Here is an 18,316-nt window from a genome sequence, read left to right as displayed (position 1 = left end):
CGCGCGGAGGCCATACCCCCGGCGGTAAGTCGCTAGTAGCTTAGCCAGCGAACGGCCTCGCGTTCTCGCCGCTAGCGCATCGCACCGCCGCGAGCGGCCAGTTCGTGCCTCAGATCGGCCGCACTCGGCGATCCGCCGGCGCCGAGCGCTTCGAGCAACATGGCCGATGCCCACCACAGCGGCAGCTGACCAGCGGAAGCTGCCGCATCACCAACTCGCTGGGCTCCCTCGATGGCGCGCGTCGTCTCCCCCGCGCTCGCCGCGGCCGCAGCAGCGATCAGTTCGGACTTGATGAGATGCCGCTGCGAGGGACACCCCCGGGCCACGGCAAGGGCTGACGACGAGTGTTCTTGGGCGGTCTCGGGGTCACCGGTGTACATCGCGAGTTCGGCCCGGACCCACAGTGAGCGCAGGGCCGGTCGGCCGTGCCACACCCATTCGCTGCTGCCCTCGATGCGTTCATGCGAGTCGATCAGTAGGGCGTCGACCCGGTCCAGCAGTCGCGCGGCGGCACCGAACATCCCGCGCCCGAGATCGTCGGCGGCCAGTCCGGTGAGTGCGTCGCACCAAGCAGACACCCGGGGTCCGGCGATCGTGGCCGAATCGAACCCTGCCACCGGGGTGGCGAGCAGGGCCAGTGCGTGCGCGTCATGGTGGACGGCGTGAAAATGCTCTCCACCCTGTCGCAGATGCGCGGCGCGCGTACTCGCGGCGAGGGATCGGAGAACGACGTCGGTGCTGGTGGTGGCGATCCGGCGCAACTCGGTCGCCGCCGCGGCGTAGTGGCCGCTGCCGCCCAACGCGACGGCGCGAAACCACCTGTCCCAACCGTCACCGGCCACGGGAACCGGGTACTCGCCCGCACTGCCGCCGAAGGCGATCGCGGGTAGTGTGACCTGCATCGCCCTCCTCACATCACGGCGCGGTAACCAAGTTAGCGTGAATTTAACTTACTGAAACCGGCTCAAAAGTCGCCTCGACGTCAATCTGAGGTCACCGGAACATTTCCTGCGGGTAAATTGCCGCACTTCCGCGTTTTCCCTCCATACGCGGTTCTCAAACCACCGCGAGCCTCCGCGGCAGCACTCGAATGGCCCCTGACGTGCGCTTACGCCGTCTACCTTCGCCATACCTCGACGCCAGTCGCCATCACAAAACAACAGGGCGTCGATAAACAAATGGTTAACATCGCCCGAAGTTCGCGTCTTCAATTGGCGGAATCGGGGCCTGTTGACTCCATTTCCTCGCTTTGCATACGGTGTGCTGGACGTCGAAAACAACGCGGTCTCGACAAGTCAGTCACAATTACGCCTCACCGGCACGTCACAGAGGAGCACGCAGATGCCTCAGCCGAACCACCTTCCCGGACCGAATGCCGACATCTGGGATTGGCAGATGAAGGGCTTGTGCCGCGGTGTCGACTCATCAATGTTCTTCCATCCGGACGGCGAGCGTGGCCGTGCCCGGGCCCAGCGGGAACGTCGCGCGAAAGAACTGTGCCACCAGTGCCCCGTGGTAGCTCAATGCCGCGAACACGCACTGGCGGTCGCTGAGCCATACGGCATTTGGGGCGGCCTGTCCGAGTCCGAGCGCGGAATGCTGATGAAGCGCGGAGTCGGGCGCCGCATCGCGAGCTGACCTTTGCAGCCCCACGAAATCCAACGCAAAGAAACAAAACAGAATTGGATTTCAATCTCAAACAATTGAATCTTCACAAAAGCGAGGACGCCTGATATCGGCTCCTCGCTTTTGTTGTCAAGACAAATCCGAGAAACAACACCCGAACAACCGGTGAACGACAAACGCCCCGGCCGTGGGGCCGGGGCGTTCGAGGTCGGGCAACAACTAGTGCGCGTGTCCGTGACCGTGACCGTGGTCGGCCTCGGACTCGGCCGGCTTGTCGGTGATGGTGCTCTCGGTGGTCAGGATCATCCGCGCCACCGACGCAGCGTTGACGATGGCCGAGCGGGTCACCTTCACCGGGTCCACCACGCCGTCGGCGAGCAGGTCGCCGTAGGTCAGGGTGCCGGCGTTGAAACCGTGGCCGCGAGGGAGTTCGGCAACCTTGGAGACCACCACGGCCCCGTCGGTTCCGGCGTTGGCCGCGATCCAGAACAGTGGCGCCTGAGCAGCCTGCTTGACCACCCGTACACCGAGCGCCTCATCACCGTCGAGGCTGTCGGCGAGATCGTCGAGGACCGCTGCGGCAGCCTGCACGATCGCCGAACCACCGCCGGGGACGATGCCTTCTTCCACAGCTGCCTTCGCTGCAGCGACGGCGTCTTCCACGCGGTGCTTGCGCTCCTTGAGTGCGGTCTCGGTGGCTGCGCCGACCCGGATCACTGCCACCCCGCCGGCCAGCTTGGCCAGGCGCTCGGCGAGCTTTTCCCGATCCCAGTCGGAATCGCTGGCCTCGATCTCCCGACGGAGCTGCTCGGCGCGGTTCGCGATGGCGTCGGAGGTTCCCGAACCATCGACGATCGTCGTGGCGTCCTTGGTGACGACGATCCGGCGTGCGCCGCCGAGCAGTTCGAGCCCGGCGTCGGCCAGGGTGATGCCGATGTCGGCGGTGATGACGGTGCCGTCGGTGACGATCGCCAGGTCCTCCAGGAACGCCTTGCGGCGGTCGCCGAAGAACGGCGCCTTGACCGCAACAGCGCGGATCGTCTTACGGATCGAGTTGACCACCAGGGTGGAAAGCGCTTCGCCTTCAACATCTTCGGCGATGATCAGAACGGGCTTGCCGGATTCGGCGATCTTCTCCAGAAGCGGCAGGAAGTCGGGCAGCGAGCTGATCTTGTCCCGGTAGATGAGCACCAGCGCGTCTTCGAGGACGGCTTCCTGGCTGTCGATGTCGGTGACGAAGTACGGCGACAGGTATCCCTTGTCGAACTGCACACCCTCGGTGATCTCGAGGTCGGTGACGAGTCCCGAGCTTTCCTCCACGGTGACGACACCGTCGGCGCCGACGCGGGCCATGGCCTTGCCGACCATCTCGCCGACCTCTGCGTCACGAGAGGACACGGTGGCGACCTGCGCGATGGCTTCAGCACCCTCCACCGGGGTGGCAGCGGCGAGCAGCGACTCGGAGAGCGCGTCGGCGGCCTTGGAGATCCCCAGGCCCAGCGCGATCGGGTTGGCCCCGGCGGCGACGTTGCGCAGTCCGGCCTTGACGATCGCCTGCGCCAGGACGGTGGCCGTGGTCGTGCCGTCGCCGGCCACGTCGTTCGTCTTGGTGGCAACAGATTTGACGAGCTGGGCGCCGAGGTTCTCGAACGGGTCTTCCAGGTCGATCTCTCGGGCGATGGTGACGCCATCGTTGGTCACGGTCGGACCGCCGAACGCCTTGGCCAGCACCACGTGGCGGCCGCGGGGTCCAAGAGTCACCTTCACCGCGTCGGCGAGGTGATTGACCCCTCGCTCCAGCGAGCGCCGGGCCTGCTCATTGAATTCGATCTGCTTGGCCATGTGTGTGGCTCCTAAGATTTTGGTCGGGTGATGAAACGACAGCCGCCCCGGCTACCCCGCATGGGGACGCCGGGGCGGTGTCGAACCAGAGTTACTTGGAGATGACTGCCAGCACGTCACGCGCCGACAGGATCAGGTACTCCTCGCCGGAGTACTTGATCTCGGTGCCGCCGTACTTGCTGTAGATGACGGTGTCGCCTTCTTTGACGTCGACCGGGATCCGGTTGCCCTGCTCGTTCACGCGTCCTTCGCCAACGGCGACGACGGTGCCCTCTTGCGGCTTTTCCTTGGCCGTGTCGGGGATGACCAGGCCGGACGCAGTCGTCGTCTCGGCCTCATTGGCCTGAACGAGGATCTTGTCCTCGAGCGGCTTGATGTTCACGCTCGCCACGATGTGAGCCCTCCACTTTCGGGGTAGTTCGGGCCCGAAGACCGGACCCTGTTTAGCTGTTCGGAACGTATACGGCGCCTGGATCGGTCCCGTCGTCGCGGGTGCCGGAACCTCACTGGGTGCCGACTAGCACTCTATACATGCGAGTGCCAGCACTCAAGGTGAGAGTGTGCGAACTTCTCATACCGGGACCGATACCTTCGTCGCGACGGCGCGGTCGCGACGACGCTCCCATCCGATCAGGCCCAGCGTCGAGACGAGGGCGACCACGGTCAGCACTGCGATCACCGTGATGGCCGGGACCATGCCGCCGATCAACTCCCCCGGACGCCCGGGTTCGGCACTGCCGAGGATGGCGGTGATCACCGCCATCATCAGCGCGCCACCGATCTGGATGCTGGTGTTGACGAGCCCTGAGGCCAGTCCCTGTTCGTCGTCCGACACACCGGCGGTGGCCTGGGAGTTGACCGAGGGGAACGTGGCCGCGAACCCGATGCCGAGGAACAGGATGGTCGGCAGCAGGAAGACGAAGTAGTTCATACCCGGCTCCACGCGGAGGAACCACAGGTATCCGATGAGGAACGCCACGAAGCCGCCCGCGATGAGCAGCTTGGTGCTCACGCGGTCGAGCACCCGGTCCATGAAGAACGCGCTGGCGACCACGAGCACACCGGCGGGCAGGAACCCGAGTGCCATCTCGATCGGCGACCAACCCAAAGAGTTCTGCAGGTACAGCGTGACGACGAACTGGAAGGCCACATAGCCACCGAACATCGCCGCGGCCGACAGGTTGGCGTGCACGAGCGTGATCGACCGCAAGATCCCCAGGCGGAGCAGGGGGTGCTTGTGCCGCACCTCCACCGCGATGAAGGCCGCAGCGAGTAGACCTGCGATGACAAACAGGACGATGGTCGACGTCGCTGCCCAGCCGACCTCAGGCGCCTGCACCACGGCGAACACGAGGATCAACAGCGCAGATGTACTGGTGACCGCGCCGATGACGTCGAAGTGCGACCAGTTGAACGCCGCGCGGGGCGACTTCGCGATCACCCGGGCACCCACCACGAGTAGCAGCAGCGCAACGGGGCCGGGGAAGATCAGAGTTGCGCGCCAGGACAATTCGGTGAGCAGCCCACCGAAGACGAGGCCCAGGGAGAACCCGCTGGCACCGCACACGGTGTAGATCGACAGTGCTTTGTTGCGGGCCGGCCCCTCGGCGAAGGTCGTGGTGATGATCGACAGGCCTGCGGGCACCGTGAAGGCCGCGGCCACGCCTTTGACGAAGCGCAGCGCGATGATCAGGGTGTCGATCTCGGTCGCCGCGCTGACGACGGAGGCGACGCCGAACACGGCCAGTGCCGTGAGGAACACCCTGCGACGACCGAGTAGGTCACTGGCTCTTCCTCCCAGTAGCAACAGGCCCCCGTAGCCGAGGACGTATCCGCTGACGATCCACTGCAGCTGGGCCTGGTCCATGGCGAGTTCGGAGCCCATCGAGGGGAGCGCAACCCCCACCATCGAGACGTCCAGCCCGTCGAGGAACAGCGCGCCGGCAAGAACCACCAGCAACAACCAGGTCTTGCCGGTCCATCCGCCGGCAGACGTGACGTGCTCGGTGGCCGGCGCGTCGCCGGCCATCAACTCCTTCTCCTTTGTCGTTCTGGGTTCTTGGATCTTCGGGTCTTCGGGTGTGGTTTCAACCGTCATGGTCCAGAACTATATGCATTTGCATCTAATGTGTCTACATAAAATGCAGACGAACATAATGTGGTTGCATCTGATACGATGCCCCTATGTCCACCCCGCACCGAAGCGACGATGACCTGGCCCAGGCCTGGCATTCGCTGTCGGTGCGGTACCACCGCCTCCAGTGCGATCTGGACCGGGAATTGCAAGCAGCACAACAGATCTCGAACAGCGAGTTCGAGGTCCTCGAGCTCCTCGCGGCCGCGGACGACTGCAAACTCCGGATGAGCGAGCTCGCCGGATCAGTCCACCTGAGTCAGAGCGCCCTGTCCCGTCTCGTGGCCGGGCTCGAGAAAGACGGATTGGCATGCCGATCCATGTGTCCGCAAGACCGCCGGTCCGTCTTCACACAGCTCACCGACGAGGGGCGAGCCAGATACGAGGCGGCCAAGCCCGTCCAGCGCGCCATCCTCCGTGCCGAGGCCGAATGCCATTCATCCGGATCGATCTGCGGCGCAATCGAAGTGAATCAAGGCCCACAGAGCTGATCGCGGATCAGTAGTTGCTGACCTGCACCGACAGACCCGGGTCGGTGGCCACCGTCAGAGCTGACGGGACTGCCCCACCGGCAATCACGTGAGCACCCAGGGTCGCGATCATCACACCGTTGTCGGTGCACAACCGCGGCTTCGGGACCCTCAGGGTGATCCCGGCGTCCTCACAGCGTTCTCGCGCAAGCGACCGGATTCTCGAGTTCGCGGTCGCGCCGCCGCCGAGCACCAACGTGTCCACACCGACGTCTCTGCATGCCCGCACGGCCTTCATGGTCAGTACGTCGGCCACCGCTTCCTGGAAAGACGCCGCAATATCCGCGACGGGCGGCTCGACACCATCACGGCGGCATTGCTCCACGTATCGGGCAACCGCAGTCTTGAGACCGCTGAACGAGAAGTCGTGCCGCGCATCCCGCGGACCGGTCATGCCCCTGGGAAACCGGATGGCGTTCGGATCACCCTGTGCCGCAGCCGCATCGAGTGCCGGTCCACCCGGGAAACCGAGGCCCAGCAAGCGAGCAACCTTGTCGAACGCTTCACCGGCGGCGTCGTCGACCGTCGTGCCCAACTCCACGATGGGCGCACCGAGGTCGTCGACGTGCAACAGGTGTGTGTGTCCGCCCGACACCAACAGCGCCACGCAGGGCGGCATCGGGCCGTGTTCGAGGGTGTCGACCGCAACGTGACCGCCGAGGTGGTTCACCGCGTACAGCGGCACATCCCACGCCGCCGCATAGGCTTTCGCTGCCGCCACCCCTACGAGCAGCGCACCGGCGAGTCCCGGACCAATGGTCACCGCCACGGCGTCGGGCACCCGGATGTCCGCCGTCGCGAGCGCCCGCCGCATGGTCGGGACAATGGCTTCCAGATGTGCGCGGGAGGCGACTTCGGGGACCACTCCCCCATATCGGGCATGCTCATCGACACTGGAGGCCACCTCGTCGGCCAGCAGTGTGGTCGTACGGTCGGCATTCCACCGGACGATTCCCACACCTGTTTCGTCACAGGAACTCTCGATACCCAGGACGATCATGGTCGGCCTCCCTCGGGCGGGGCTGATCTCTGCTCACGCCGCATCGTGTACGCGTCTGCCCCGCTGGGCTGGTAGTAGCCCTTGCGGGTTCCCACGATCTCAAAACCGTTGCGGCGGTACAAGTTGATGGCCGCCTCGTTGTCGGTACGCACCTCGAGGAACACCGGCGCCCGACGCTTGTCCGCGATCTCGAGCAGGGCCGCGAGCAGCTCCCGTCCGTGACCGTGTCCCTGATGCTCCGGGGCGACCGCGATCGTGTGGATTTCACACTCGTAGTCACCCTCCGGTCCGAGCACGGAGATACCCGCGTAGCCGACCAGGTCGTCGCCGTCGCGGGCCGCGAAGTAGTGATTGTGACGTGTCGAGATCTCGGCACGAAATGCTTGTGCGGGCCACGGCGAGTCGCCCGCGAACAGCAGGCTCTCGATGGCCGCGCAACGGGCCGCGTCGCGAGGGAGAAGTGGCCCGATCTCCACTTTCGACGAGGTCATTTCTTGCGGTCCTTGAGTTCCACGGCATCCGGTCGACGAAGGTACAGCGGCGTCAACGGCGCGGGTGGCGTCCTCGACAGGAGTCCTGGCAACGCCACCTGAACCAGTCCGATGGCCGTGGGAGCAGAAGCGGTGAGCACCGGGTAGTCGAAAAGCGCGGTATGAGCGGGAGACCCGGCAATCGCGTCGATGCCCGGCGAGGTCGCCGCTGCGTGCTCGAGCGCGGCAGCGAGATCGGCGGGAGTCATGACGTCCGGACCGTCGGTACGGGCGCCACGTGTGTACCGCGCCCAGTAGACCTCCCGACGGCGCGCGTCGGTGACAACAAGAAGGGAGTCGACGTCGCTCGCCGCGACCGCGATCGCGTCCAGCGAGCACACTCCGTGGACGTCGACGCCCAGCGCATCGCCGAATGCAGCGCCGGTGGCCAGCCCGACACGCAATCCGGTGAACGGTCCGGGACCTTGCCCCACCACAACTGCGTCGAGGTCTGCCCTGGCGACGCCTGCCTCTTCGAGGCATTCCAGGATGCGGGTGGTGAGGATCTCCGCGTGGCCCCGCGTGGTGGTCTCCACACGCTCGGACCGCACGGCGAGCCGGCCGGGCGATGATCCGACCGTGCCGGTATCGAGTTCCACGATCCCGGTCACGACCTCGGGCGTTGCGGTATCGACTGCGAGGACAAGCACGATCAGCCAGCCTACCCGTGACGGCCGACGCGCCGTGGCGACCGGACGTCGCCGACTGCGTCAGCCGCGGGTGACCCAGCCATAGTTGACGGTGCGCTCGTCGGTGTCGAGGTCACGGCGCAGGCGAACCAGCAGATGACGTCCACTCAGCCGTTCCGCCACCCCCTCCCCCCATTCGACGACGACCACGGAGTCGGTGAGGTCGGTGTCGAGGTCGAGGGCGTCGAGTTCCTCCAGACCACCCAGCCGATAGGCGTCGACGTGAACCATCGCCGGTCCACCTCCCGGCCCCGGCCGGTGCTCCCGCGCGATGATGAACGTGGGTGAGGTGACGCGACCCTGCACGCCGAGACCTGCCCCGATCCCCCGTGCCAGAGCGGTCTTGCCCGCGCCGAGTGGCCCGTCGAGGATCACCAGATCTCCCGCGCCCAGGCCGGCGGCCAGGCCACGTCCGAACGCCTCGGTGTCCTGCACCGTCGGCAGGGTCTCCTGCTCGAAATCCGCCTGGTCGTCAGATGTCACGGTCGCTGTACCCGCTCGACGAGCTCGCTGATCGCGTCGTTGACTGCCGGCGGGTTCTCCATCATCACCATGTGGCCGCACTCGGCAACGCCGATCAGTTCGCAGTTCTTGCCCAGACGGTTGTGCAGTTCCACCGAGTTCGCCACCGGCGTGACCTTGTCTTCGTACCCGCACACGACCATCGTCGGGATCGCGGAGAGTACCGGGAGCCCGGAGGTCTCGTCGTGCTCCTCGAGAGCACGCAAGAAGTTGACGACCGTGTCGATCCTCGTGTTCTGGATGACCGATTCGGTGAACTCGATCACGGCGGGTGAATGGTATGCAGAGCCGAAACTGCCCGCGGTCAGCACCGGGGCCATCAGCATCCTCGTCACGCCCCGGCCTGCCTCCACCGCTCGCGGGGCTTGCCGGACGGACAGCCTGAAGGCGTCGACCAGCGGATTCTGCAGTCCACGTCCCAAGCCGGCCTGCGTGATCCCGTGGGCTGCGCTCGCCACGAATCCGGCACCGACCACTTTCGACCCGAACAGTTCCGGTCGTCTACTGGCCAACGCCATGATCGCCATGCCGCCCATCGAGTGCCCCACCAGCACCACGGGTCCATTCGGAACAACCACGCGCAGAACGGTTTCGAGGTCCGCGGCCATCTGCGTGATGGTGCACGAGCCCGCGGCGGCCTGGGCAGACTCACCGTGCCCCCGGTGATCGAAGAAGACCATGCGGACGTCGTCACCCCACGTCTGCGCGAGATCGCGGCGCTGGAAGTGCCACGTGGACATGCGTAGGCAGAAGCCGTGGACAAAAACGACGGTGAGCGGCGCATCTCCCGGACCGACTTCCCGAACAGCCAGCGGCACACCATCATCGGCGACCACGATGCTCGGGCGATCGTTGTAGATCGCCCCGAAGTCCTCGATGGAGTTGGGGTCGGTGGTGGGGTGCCGCCGCGTCAGCGAACGCGCTGCCGCCCCCACGGCGAGAGCGCCCAGAGTCGCGATGCCGGCTGTACCGGCCAAGATCTCCCAGCGTCCGGTGCGCTCCATCAGCCGGGCCCCGCCGCGACGGGTGTGTGGCGGCCGTTCGGAATCGGCGCTGGCGCACCGACATACGTCCGCACCGCCCGCCCACGGATTCCGGAGACGATCTCGTAGTCGATGGTGCCGATGGCCTCGGCCCACTCGAGAGCGGTGGGTCCACCATGCTCCCCCGTCCCGAACAGCACCGCGCGATCGCCCACTTCGACACCACCGCCGTCCGCGCCGAGGTCGACGACCATCTGGTCCATACAGACACGTCCGACATTCGGAAAGCTCCGGCCGTTGATGTGGACCCGCAGGGTGTTCGACAGCAGTCGCGGAACCCCGTCCGCATAGCCTGCCGGCAGCAACGCAACGGTGGTGTCGCTCGGTGCAGTCCACGTGTGACTGTACGAAACACCTTGGCCTGCCGAGATCTTCTTGACCGACAAGACTTCGGCCGAGAGAGTCATCACCGGGATCAAACCGAAGTCGCCGAGGTCTGGGGCGGGCGATCGGCCGTATACGGCGATGCCGGGCCTGGCGAGATCTCGGCTCAGGTCAGGCCTGGTGAGCGTGGCCGCGGAATTGGCGATGTGCACAATCTCTGGACCCACGCCGAGGCGGCGCAGGTCGGCCACGGCCTCATCGAGGCGTTCACCTTGCAGGCTGTTGAGTGGATGGCCGGGTTCGTCACCGCGCACGAGGTGGGACATCACTCCGCGTAGCACGATCGATTGTTCCGCCGAGGCAGTAGCGACGCCGTCCCGCAGCTCGTCCCACTCATCTGCCGCCACCCCGTTACGGGCCAAGCCGGTGTCGACCTTCACGGTGACCGACGCGGTACGGCCCGCCGTACGAGCCGCCTCGACGACCGCAGTCAGCTCGCGGGGTGAGGAGACACCGATCTGCACATCGGCCTCGATCGCAGCACCGAAGTCCGCCGAACTGCCGTGCAGCCAGGCCAGGAGAGGCGCGTCGATCCCGCCCCGGCGCAACGCCAGCGCTTCGTCGATGGTCGCGACCCCGATCTCGGCCGCACCAGCGCTCATCACTGCAGCAGCGACCTGCACGGCGCCGTGACCGTACGCGTCCGCTTTGAGCACGGGCATCAGCGCAGCGGTGGTGTGTGCCTGTAGGACCTCGATGTTGTGGGCAACCGCCGACAAGTCGATGCGGGCCTCGAGCGCCGGAGAATTCATCGCCCACCATTGTCGCACTCGACACCGCCGAGGAGGGCACGCAAGGTGGGCGACACCGCCGCCAGCAATGCCGACGCGCCGATCGGGGCATTCCCGCCGCCGTGATTCGGCCCTCCCGCAGACGCTGCGATCGCCGCCAGCGCATGTACTCGCGCTGCCGCAGCCGCGGCAAACGACGGTTCCAGACCTGCGGCCAGCAGACTGCCTGCGATGCCCGACAACACGTCGCCGGCGCCGGCCGTGGCAGCCCACGACGATCCTGCGTCGTTCACCAGTACCTGCCCGGAGGGATCCGCGATCAGTGTCGCCCGCCCCTTGAGGAGCACGGTCGCACCCAGTTCTGCCGCGAGATCCTTCACGGCCGCGATCCGGTCGACGCCGGGGGGCTGTCCGGTGATCCGGGCGAACTCGCCGGCGTGCGGGGTGATCAAGGTAGGTGCGGTGCGGGTGGTGAGCAGCTCACGGTGGGCGGCCAACAGTGTCAGTCCGTCGGCGTCGACAAGCACGGGCAGATCGGTGTCCAACACGTGTCGCAGTCGCCTGATCCCGGTGTCATCGGTTCCTGCGCCTGGCCCGATCACCCACGCCTGCACCTTGCCCGTCTTCTCCGGCTCATCACTGGCGACAACCTCGGGGAAATGCGAAAGCACCTGCGGCGCTGCCGTTCCGACGTACCGGACCATTCCTGAGGTGGCCACGACAGCCGCCCCACTGCACAACACGCCGGCCCCTGGATAGCGCGCCGAGCCCGCGACGACACCGACCACTCCCTGGCTGTATTTGTCGTCCGACGGCCCGGGCACCGGCCACATCGCGGCCACCTCGGCGTTGCTCAACTGCCGCAATGCCGGGCGGTGAGCCTCGATGCCTATGTCGGCCAACACGATCCGGCCACACTGGGGTGCAGCGAGCACGTGAGCCACCCGGTATTCACCGAATGTCACTGTCACCGCGGCCCGCACGGCCGGGTCATTGACCTGCCCGGTGTCCGCATCGACCCCTGACGGGATGTCCACCGCCACGATGGGCGCGGGGAGCTCACCGACGATCCGAGCCGCTTCCGGGCGCAGTGGTCCCGAACCGCTCAGCCCCACGATGCCGTCGATCACCACATCGACGTCGGGCGAGAAGCTGTCGGTGACACGCCCGCCGGCGCCGCGGAAAGCGGCGAGACTGCTTGCGTGAGTGCGGTCGCCGGCCAGCAGGACAGCGCGCACGTCGACGCCCCGCCGGCGTAGTAGCGCGCCCGCGAACAGAGCGTCGGCCCCATTGTCGCCGGCTCCCGCAAGCACACCGACCTTGCGTCCGTAGCAACTACCCGATCGTGACACCAGTTCCGCCGCAACCACATCCGCGACAGCGCGAGCCGCACGACCCATCAACACCCCGCGCACCAACAGATCGCCGGTCGCCACCTCGGCGGCCCGGATCGAGTCGGCGGTGAAGTAGTCGATCATCGCCCCGCCCGGCCTATTCGACGGTGACGGACTTGGCCAGGTTGCGCGGCTTGTCCACGTCGTACCCGCGCGCCTGAGCGACAGCCGCAGCGAAGACCTGCAGGGGCACAGTCGAAACCAGTGGCTGCAGCAACGTGGGCGTCTGCGGGATCACGATCAGATGGTCGGCGACGCTCCGTGCCGACTCGTCACCTTCTTCCGCGATGACGATGGTGGTCGCTCCACGCGCCTGGATTTCCCGGATGTTGCTGACCATCTTCGAGTGCAGCAGTGCCCGCCCCGTCGGTGAGGGCATCACGATGATGACCGGAACACCGTCTTCGATCAGTGCGATCGGCCCGTGCTTGAGCTCACCGGCAGCGAAGCCCTCGGCGTGCATGTACGCGAGTTCTTTGAGTTTGAGTGCGCCCTCGAGCGCGACGGGGTATCCGACGTGACGCCCGAGGAACAGGACGGTCCCCCGGTCGGCCAGGTCGCGGGCCAGTGCACGCACCGGCTCGACCGTCTCGAGCACTGTGGCAACCGCGGCCGGCATCGCTTCGAGCGCAGCGTATTCGCGTGCCACCTCATCGGGATACTTCGTACCCCTGGCCTGTGCGAGCGCCAGACCCACCAGGTACGTCGCTGCGATCTGCGCGAGGAAACACTTGGTGGACGCCACCCCGATCTCGGGTCCGGCGTGGGTGTAGAGCACGGCGTCGGATTCTCGTGGGATCTGCGCACCATTGGTGTTGCAGATGGCCAAGACCCGGGCCTTCTGTTCTTTGGCGTGCCGGACCGCTTCCAAGGTGTCGGCGGTCTCGCCCGACTGCGAGATGGCAACCACAAGGGTAGAACGATCGAGAACCGGGTCGCGGTAACGGAATTCGCTGGCCAACTCGACCTCGACCGGCAGACGCGTCCAGTGTTCGATGGCGTACTTGGCGAGCAACCCCGCGTGGTAAGCAGTACCGCAGGCGACCACGAACACCTTGTCGATGTCGCGCAGGTCGTCGTCGGTGAGTCGCTGCTCGTCGAGGATGATCCGGCCGTTCTCGAAGTGCCCGAGCAGGGTGTCGGCGAGAGCCTGTGGCTGCTCGGCGATCTCCTTGAGCATGAAGAAGTCGTGCCCACCCTTTTCCGCAGCCGCCAGATCCCAGTCGATGTGGAAAGGCCTGCCGGATTCTTCGTTGCCTTCGAAATCGGTGATCGCGTAGTCGTCGGCGGTGATCACGACCACCTGGTCCTGACCGAGTTCAACAGCCTCACGGGTGTGTTCGATGAATGCGGCGACGTCGGAGCCGACGAACATCTCGCCCTCGCCCACACCCACCACCAGTGGAGTGGACCGGCGCGCGGCCACGATGGTGTCGGGGTGGTCCGCGTGCGTGAACACAAGCGTGAACGCACCCTCGAGCCGGCCCAGCACCGCATATGCGCTGTCGACGAAGTTGCCCGCCGTCGAACCACTGGCGTATTGCAGAGCCATCAGGTGGACGGCGGTCTCGGTATCCGTGTCGGACGAGAACTCGATGCCGGCCTTCTCCACCTCTTCCCGCAGGACCGCGAAGTTCTCGATGATGCCGTTGTGGACCACGGCGATCTTGCCGTCGAGGCTGGTGTGGGGGTGCGCATTTCGGTCGGTCGGCCGCCCGTGGGTGGCCCAGCGCGTATGTCCCATACCAGTCGAGCCCGCGAATGCTTCGCGGCCGATGGTGGCCAGTTCCTTGTCCAGGTTCTCCAGCCGTCCGGCCTTCTTCTCGACTGCGGCATGTCCGGCGCCGTCGAGGATTGCCACACCAGCGGAGTCGTACCCGCGGTATTCCATCCGGCGCAGGGCTTCCACGACAACCTCGAGGGCGTCGCGTCTGCCCACGTATCCGACGATTCCACACATAGTGCTACAGGGTACTTGCCGCGCGCGGTTACACAGAAGTCGCTGGTGAAGTGCCGATTCTTGCGTTCGCACTGACAGCAGGTGAAGTTATGGGTTACGCTGTGCGAACTCTTGCAGTTCTCGAGCGTCAAGCTCAGGGAGTCGAGGGGGATGCGTCGGTTGGGACGCCCTTGATACGTTCGATCCGTATGTCCTCCACCACCGGGGTCAACCCCCACTTCTCCACCGCGATCCACGTGAAAATCCTGTAGCAATTCCCTCTGGTCACGGTTCGATCTGCAAACACGCTTTTTTGCCTCGTACACACGTGTCACCTCGCATTTCGCTGTAGGTTTCGATGCGGGCTCCACTTTCGGGTCCATCCTCCCGAAGGACGTACATGGACTGGCTGTGGGACATATCGGTGCTCGACGGACCATTGCCGTGGGCCATCCTCCTGCTCGGCGCCCTGGGGCTGTTGTGGCTGATCCTGCTGCCCCAGAAGGCCTACCTTCTTGTTGTCGTACCGATTGCCGCGGTCGTCAGCTTCGTTCTGGTGTTCGTGTCGAAGTGGCTCATCGAAGACGTCTGGAAACTGTTCTCGGACCCCATCCCCTCGTCCAACTACATGTGGGGTGGCGCAGCGGTGTTCGCACTGCTGCTGTTCATTCCGAGGCTGATCCGTGGCCGGGGCGTGGCCGCCCGGATCATCACTGTCCTGGCGACGGTGTTCGCGGTGGTGATGGCTCTCGCCCAGATCAATGACCACTTCGACGAATACCCGACCGTTGGCTCCGTCTTCGGGATCAACAACGTCAGGACGGTGTCCATCGACGAGGCCCGCAGCACCGACATCAAGACCGTGGAGGTGGACAAGTGGCGCAAGCCCGCTGGCCTGCCGTCGCAGGGCGGCGTGATCACCTCGTCCATCCCGGGTGAGGTCTCGAAGTTCAACGCCCGACCGGCCAAGGTCTATCTACCGCCCGCCTACTTCGCCGAGCCCCGTCCGTTGCTGCCGGTACTGGTGCTGATGGCCGGACAACCGGGGTCACCGGAAGACTGGCTCGTCGGCGGCCGGTTGACGCAGACGATGGATCAATACGCTGCTGCCAACGAAGGACTGTCCCCCGTTGTGGTGGTCGCCGATGCCACCGGCGACGAACTCGCCAACCCACTGTGCATGGATTCCAACCTCGGCAACGTCTCGACCTACCTGTCGGTGGATGTGCCCACCTGGGTGAAGAACACCTTGCAGGTCGAGACGGACCCGTCGGGATGGGCTATCGGCGGGTTGTCGTACGGCGGTACCTGCTCATTGCAGATGACCACCAATCACCCAGAGGTGTATCCGACGTTCCTGGACATGTCGGGCCAACTCGAGCCCAGCCTCGGTGACCGCAAACGAACCATCGACCAGGCATTCGGCGGAGACGCGGCCAAGTTCACCGCGGTCAATCCGATGGACCTGATGAAGTCGAAGAAGTACCCCCAGGTGGCCGGCGCCTTTGTCGTGGGCAAGGACGATGCGGAATACCGGCCCGGCCTGCAGCAGGTCTACCAAGCCGCACAGGCTGCCGGCATGGACGTCCACTTCGACACCGTCCCGGGCGGACATTCGTTCGCCGTGTGGTCGGCAGGCCTGAAATTGGAGATGCCATGGCTCGGTAAGCGCCTGGGATTGCCGTGATCTAGGGAATAATCCCCTCCGAGAGCGACTCTGCACACATCTCGACCACCAGCGGCGGGCACGGGCCCGTCCGTTCGGCCGGCGCGACCGGCTCCACAACGCGAAAGGCGCCGATGAGCACGACCGACACCACTGCCGAGGCACCCCCGGCCGAGCCGACACCGTCGCGGGCCACCAAGGTGCTCGGTCCGGTGGCCTGGACCATCCGCAAGGTTCCCTTCACCTCGACCGTGGTCGCGGTGACGATCGTTCTCGGCATCGTCACCGGAGCGTTGTGGGAGACGGTGGAGAACCGGTCCTGGTTCGGTGATGTCGCCTATGGCTATCCCCCGCTCACCGACGGTAAGTGGTGGACTCCGTTGTCGGGCACCCTCTTCGGGCTGACACCTGCGCACTACATCGCACTCATCGTCATCTTCGCCGTTGTTGTCGGGTGGTGTGAGTGGTTGCTGGGCACGGTCAGGGTGGCCATTGTCACCATTGCGGGGCAACTGATCGGCGAGCTGGGCGCCGTCGCGTTCATCGCGCTGTTCCGGCCGACCAGCTGGGAATGGGTCGACCATCTCGCCGACGTCCAGGACGTGGGCCATTCCACCGCCATCGTTGCTGCCGTGGCCGCGGCAAGTGCCAGACTCCGCTCGCCGTGGCGACTGCGGGTGCGGGCGATACTCCTTGCCTACGTTGCTGTTTCTTTCCTCTTCGAGGGCTCGCTGCATGACGTCACCCACCTCATCGCTGCAGTGGTGATGCTCGTGGTCGGCGAAAAGTTCTTCAGTCGAGGTGAATCCGGTGTGATGCCGCGAACGCGGCAAGAGATCCGGATGATCAGCTTTCTCGGCCTGGTCCTCATCGGTGTCGTCAACATCGCTGTCGCCGTGTTTCCCGGCGACGGGCCCTTCGGTCCCACCGATTCCGACGACAGCCTCAGCTGGGGGTCGATCGTCAGTGTTCTGATCGTGCTGCTGATCGCCGACCAGTTGCGGCGCGGACGGCGCTGGGCATGGTGGATCACCGTGATCTACGGGCTCTTGTACGTCGCGTTGCTCGTCTTCGTGTTGGTCGCGGTGATCACCTCCGACTTCAAGGGTCAGGGCGCGGTCACTGTTGGTACCGGTCTGTTGTGGATCGTCGAACTGTCGTTGCTGTTCGCCGGGCGGTATGCGTTCAACGTCCCGCTGCGCAGCCGGAAAGCCATGGCGGGCATGGGCGGATCGAATCCGGCCGAACAGGTACGCAGCCTCCTCAAGAGATATGGGGGCAGCACCATGAGCTGGATGATCACCTGGGAGAACAATCAGTACGCGTTCACCAAGGACGGCGAAGGCGTGATCGGCTACCAGCGACCGGCCGGCACCGTCATCGCCCTCGCGGACCCCGTCTGCGCCCCGGAGAAACTGGCCGAGACGATCCGCGAGTTCACCGACATGGCCGAGAGCAGCGCACGCATCCCCTGCTGGTTCTCGGTCAGTGAGGCAACGGCCGAGATCGCCCGCGAGATGGGCTGGCGCACTTTGCAGATCGCCGAGGACACCATCATCGACCTGCCCACACTGGCCTTCAAAGGCAAACCGTGGCAGGACATCCGATCGGCGATCAACAGGGCGAAGAAGGAAGGCATCAACTTCAAACTGACAACCCTGAAGGACGAGCCGTTCGCCGTACTCGCCCAGGTGCGGGCTATCTCCGAGGAATGGGTCGGCGACAAGGGCCTACCGGAAATGGGTTTCACACTCGGCAGCGTCGAGGAGGCCCTCGACCCGGAAGTCCGTGTGGCGCTTGCCATCGACGAAACGGGTTCGGTGCACGGAGTCTTGTCGTGGCTGCCGGTGTTCGGTGGAGATGATCAGATGAAGGGCTGGACGCTCGACGTGATGCGCCGACGCGACGACGGCTTCCGCCCGGTCATCGAATTCCTCATCGCGAGCTCTGCGTTGGCTTTCAAAGCCGAAGGCGCGCAGATCCTCTCACTCTCGGGCGCTCCGCTCGCCCGTGCCGCCGACGACACCGGCGATGTGGAAGCCATGGACCGTCTGCTGGACATGCTGGGAGCAGCAATGGAACCGTTCTACGGGTTCCGCTCATTGCACGCCTTCAAGATGAAGTTCCAACCAAGGTACGAGCCGGTGTACATGTGCTTCCGCGATGAAGGCGATCTGCCACGGATCGGACTAGCTCTCACCAGGGCGTACCTGCCCAACGCCACCCCAGGTCAGATGTTGAAGCTGGCCACCACACGGGAGTAAGGGCATCAGCGAACAGAGGCAA

Annotated in this window: 16 protein-coding genes; 4 read left to right on the top strand and 12 right to left on the bottom strand. The window is 65.4% G+C overall.

Annotation, left to right across the window (positions count from 1 at the left end; genetic code table 11):
- Positions 1-71 precede the first annotated feature (71 nt).
- Positions 72-902 (bottom strand): hypothetical protein, encoded by an 831-nt coding sequence (locus WIMU1_RS20640; RefSeq protein WP_062800022.1) that lies wholly within the window; start codon positions 900-902, stop codon positions 72-74.
- 439 nt (positions 903-1,341) lie between these two features.
- Here WIMU1_RS20640 and WIMU1_RS20635 point away from each other — a divergent pair, with 439 nt between their 5' ends.
- The gene (locus tag WIMU1_RS20635) at positions 1,342-1,638 is read left to right on the top strand and encodes a WhiB family transcriptional regulator (RefSeq protein ID WP_031333284.1); all 297 of its coding nucleotides are present in this window, start codon (positions 1,342-1,344) and stop codon (positions 1,636-1,638) included.
- A 207-nt stretch (positions 1,639-1,845) separates the two neighbouring features.
- Here WIMU1_RS20635 and groL read toward each other — a convergent pair whose 3' ends face one another.
- The 3 genes from groL to WIMU1_RS20620 form a co-directional block, all read right to left on the bottom strand.
- The gene (groL, locus tag WIMU1_RS20630; protein ID WP_062800021.1) at positions 1,846-3,468 is read right to left on the bottom strand and encodes a chaperonin GroEL; all 1,623 of its coding nucleotides are present in this window, start codon (positions 3,466-3,468) and stop codon (positions 1,846-1,848) included.
- A gap of 91 nt (positions 3,469-3,559) precedes the next feature.
- On the bottom strand, positions 3,560-3,859 hold the full coding sequence (groES, locus tag WIMU1_RS20625) for a co-chaperone GroES (protein WP_030171070.1): 300 nt from the start codon (positions 3,857-3,859) through the stop codon (positions 3,560-3,562).
- Positions 3,860-4,039: 180 nt separating this feature from the next.
- Entirely contained in the window at positions 4,040-5,497 is a 1,458-nt protein-coding gene (locus tag WIMU1_RS20620) for an MFS transporter (RefSeq protein ID WP_245969272.1), read from the bottom strand.
- 155 nt (positions 5,498-5,652) lie between these two features.
- Between WIMU1_RS20620 and WIMU1_RS20615 the strand changes: the two genes are divergently transcribed.
- Entirely contained in the window at positions 5,653-6,093 is a 441-nt protein-coding gene (locus WIMU1_RS20615) for a MarR family winged helix-turn-helix transcriptional regulator (protein WP_062800017.1), read from the top strand.
- Positions 6,094-6,100: 7 nt separating this feature from the next.
- On the opposite strand, the gene tsaD is transcribed toward WIMU1_RS20615, so the two are convergent.
- The 8 genes from tsaD to glmS are packed head-to-tail and all read right to left on the bottom strand — an operon-like array spanning position 6,101 to position 14,385.
- Positions 6,101-7,132, bottom strand: coding sequence for a tRNA (adenosine(37)-N6)-threonylcarbamoyltransferase complex transferase subunit TsaD (gene tsaD / locus WIMU1_RS20610; protein ID WP_062800015.1), 1,032 nt, complete (start codon positions 7,130-7,132; stop codon positions 6,101-6,103).
- Entirely contained in the window at positions 7,129-7,623 is a 495-nt protein-coding gene (rimI, locus tag WIMU1_RS20605) for a ribosomal protein S18-alanine N-acetyltransferase (RefSeq protein ID WP_062800014.1), read from the bottom strand. Before rimI ends, tsaD begins: the two co-directional genes overlap by 4 nt.
- Positions 7,620-8,312, bottom strand: a complete 693-nt coding sequence (gene tsaB / locus WIMU1_RS20600) for a tRNA (adenosine(37)-N6)-threonylcarbamoyltransferase complex dimerization subunit type 1 TsaB (RefSeq protein ID WP_062800012.1) — start codon at positions 8,310-8,312, stop codon at positions 7,620-7,622. Before tsaB ends, rimI begins: the two co-directional genes overlap by 4 nt.
- 60 nt (positions 8,313-8,372) lie before the next feature.
- Positions 8,373-8,834 carry a tRNA (adenosine(37)-N6)-threonylcarbamoyltransferase complex ATPase subunit type 1 TsaE gene (gene tsaE / locus WIMU1_RS20595; protein ID WP_062800011.1) on the bottom strand — a complete coding sequence of 154 codons (462 nt, stop codon included), beginning with the start codon at positions 8,832-8,834 and terminating at the stop codon, positions 8,373-8,375.
- Positions 8,831-9,877, bottom strand: coding sequence for an alpha/beta fold hydrolase (locus WIMU1_RS20590; protein WP_062800009.1), 1,047 nt, complete (start codon positions 9,875-9,877; stop codon positions 8,831-8,833). The genes tsaE and WIMU1_RS20590 overlap by 4 nt, the downstream gene beginning before the upstream one ends.
- Positions 9,877-11,052 (bottom strand): alanine racemase, encoded by a 1,176-nt coding sequence (alr, locus tag WIMU1_RS20585; protein ID WP_062800007.1) that lies wholly within the window; start codon positions 11,050-11,052, stop codon positions 9,877-9,879. The genes WIMU1_RS20590 and alr overlap by 1 nt, the downstream gene beginning before the upstream one ends.
- On the bottom strand, positions 11,049-12,509 hold the full coding sequence (locus WIMU1_RS20580; RefSeq protein ID WP_062800005.1) for an NAD(P)H-hydrate dehydratase: 1,461 nt from the start codon (positions 12,507-12,509) through the stop codon (positions 11,049-11,051). Before WIMU1_RS20580 ends, alr begins: the two co-directional genes overlap by 4 nt.
- A gap of 13 nt (positions 12,510-12,522) precedes the next feature.
- Entirely contained in the window at positions 12,523-14,385 is a 1,863-nt protein-coding gene (glmS, locus tag WIMU1_RS20575; protein ID WP_062800004.1) for a glutamine--fructose-6-phosphate transaminase (isomerizing), read from the bottom strand.
- A gap of 379 nt (positions 14,386-14,764) precedes the next feature.
- Here glmS and WIMU1_RS20570 point away from each other — a divergent pair, with 379 nt between their 5' ends.
- Positions 14,765-16,051 (top strand): alpha/beta hydrolase, encoded by a 1,287-nt coding sequence (locus WIMU1_RS20570; RefSeq protein WP_062800002.1) that lies wholly within the window; start codon positions 14,765-14,767, stop codon positions 16,049-16,051.
- 113 nt (positions 16,052-16,164) lie between these two features.
- Complete coding sequence (locus WIMU1_RS20560) at positions 16,165-18,294, top strand: bifunctional lysylphosphatidylglycerol flippase/synthetase MprF (RefSeq protein ID WP_084248436.1); 2,130 nt, start codon at positions 16,165-16,167, stop codon at positions 18,292-18,294.
- Positions 18,295-18,316: the final 22 nt, after the last annotated feature.

It is taken from the genome of Williamsia muralis NBRC 105860 (genome assembly GCF_001598915.1).
In the GTDB taxonomy this organism is placed as follows: Bacteria; Actinomycetota; Actinomycetes; order Mycobacteriales; family Mycobacteriaceae; genus Williamsia; species Williamsia muralis.
Note: the sequence above shows the minus strand (reverse complement) of the source record. Positions and strands in the feature narration are given on the sequence as shown.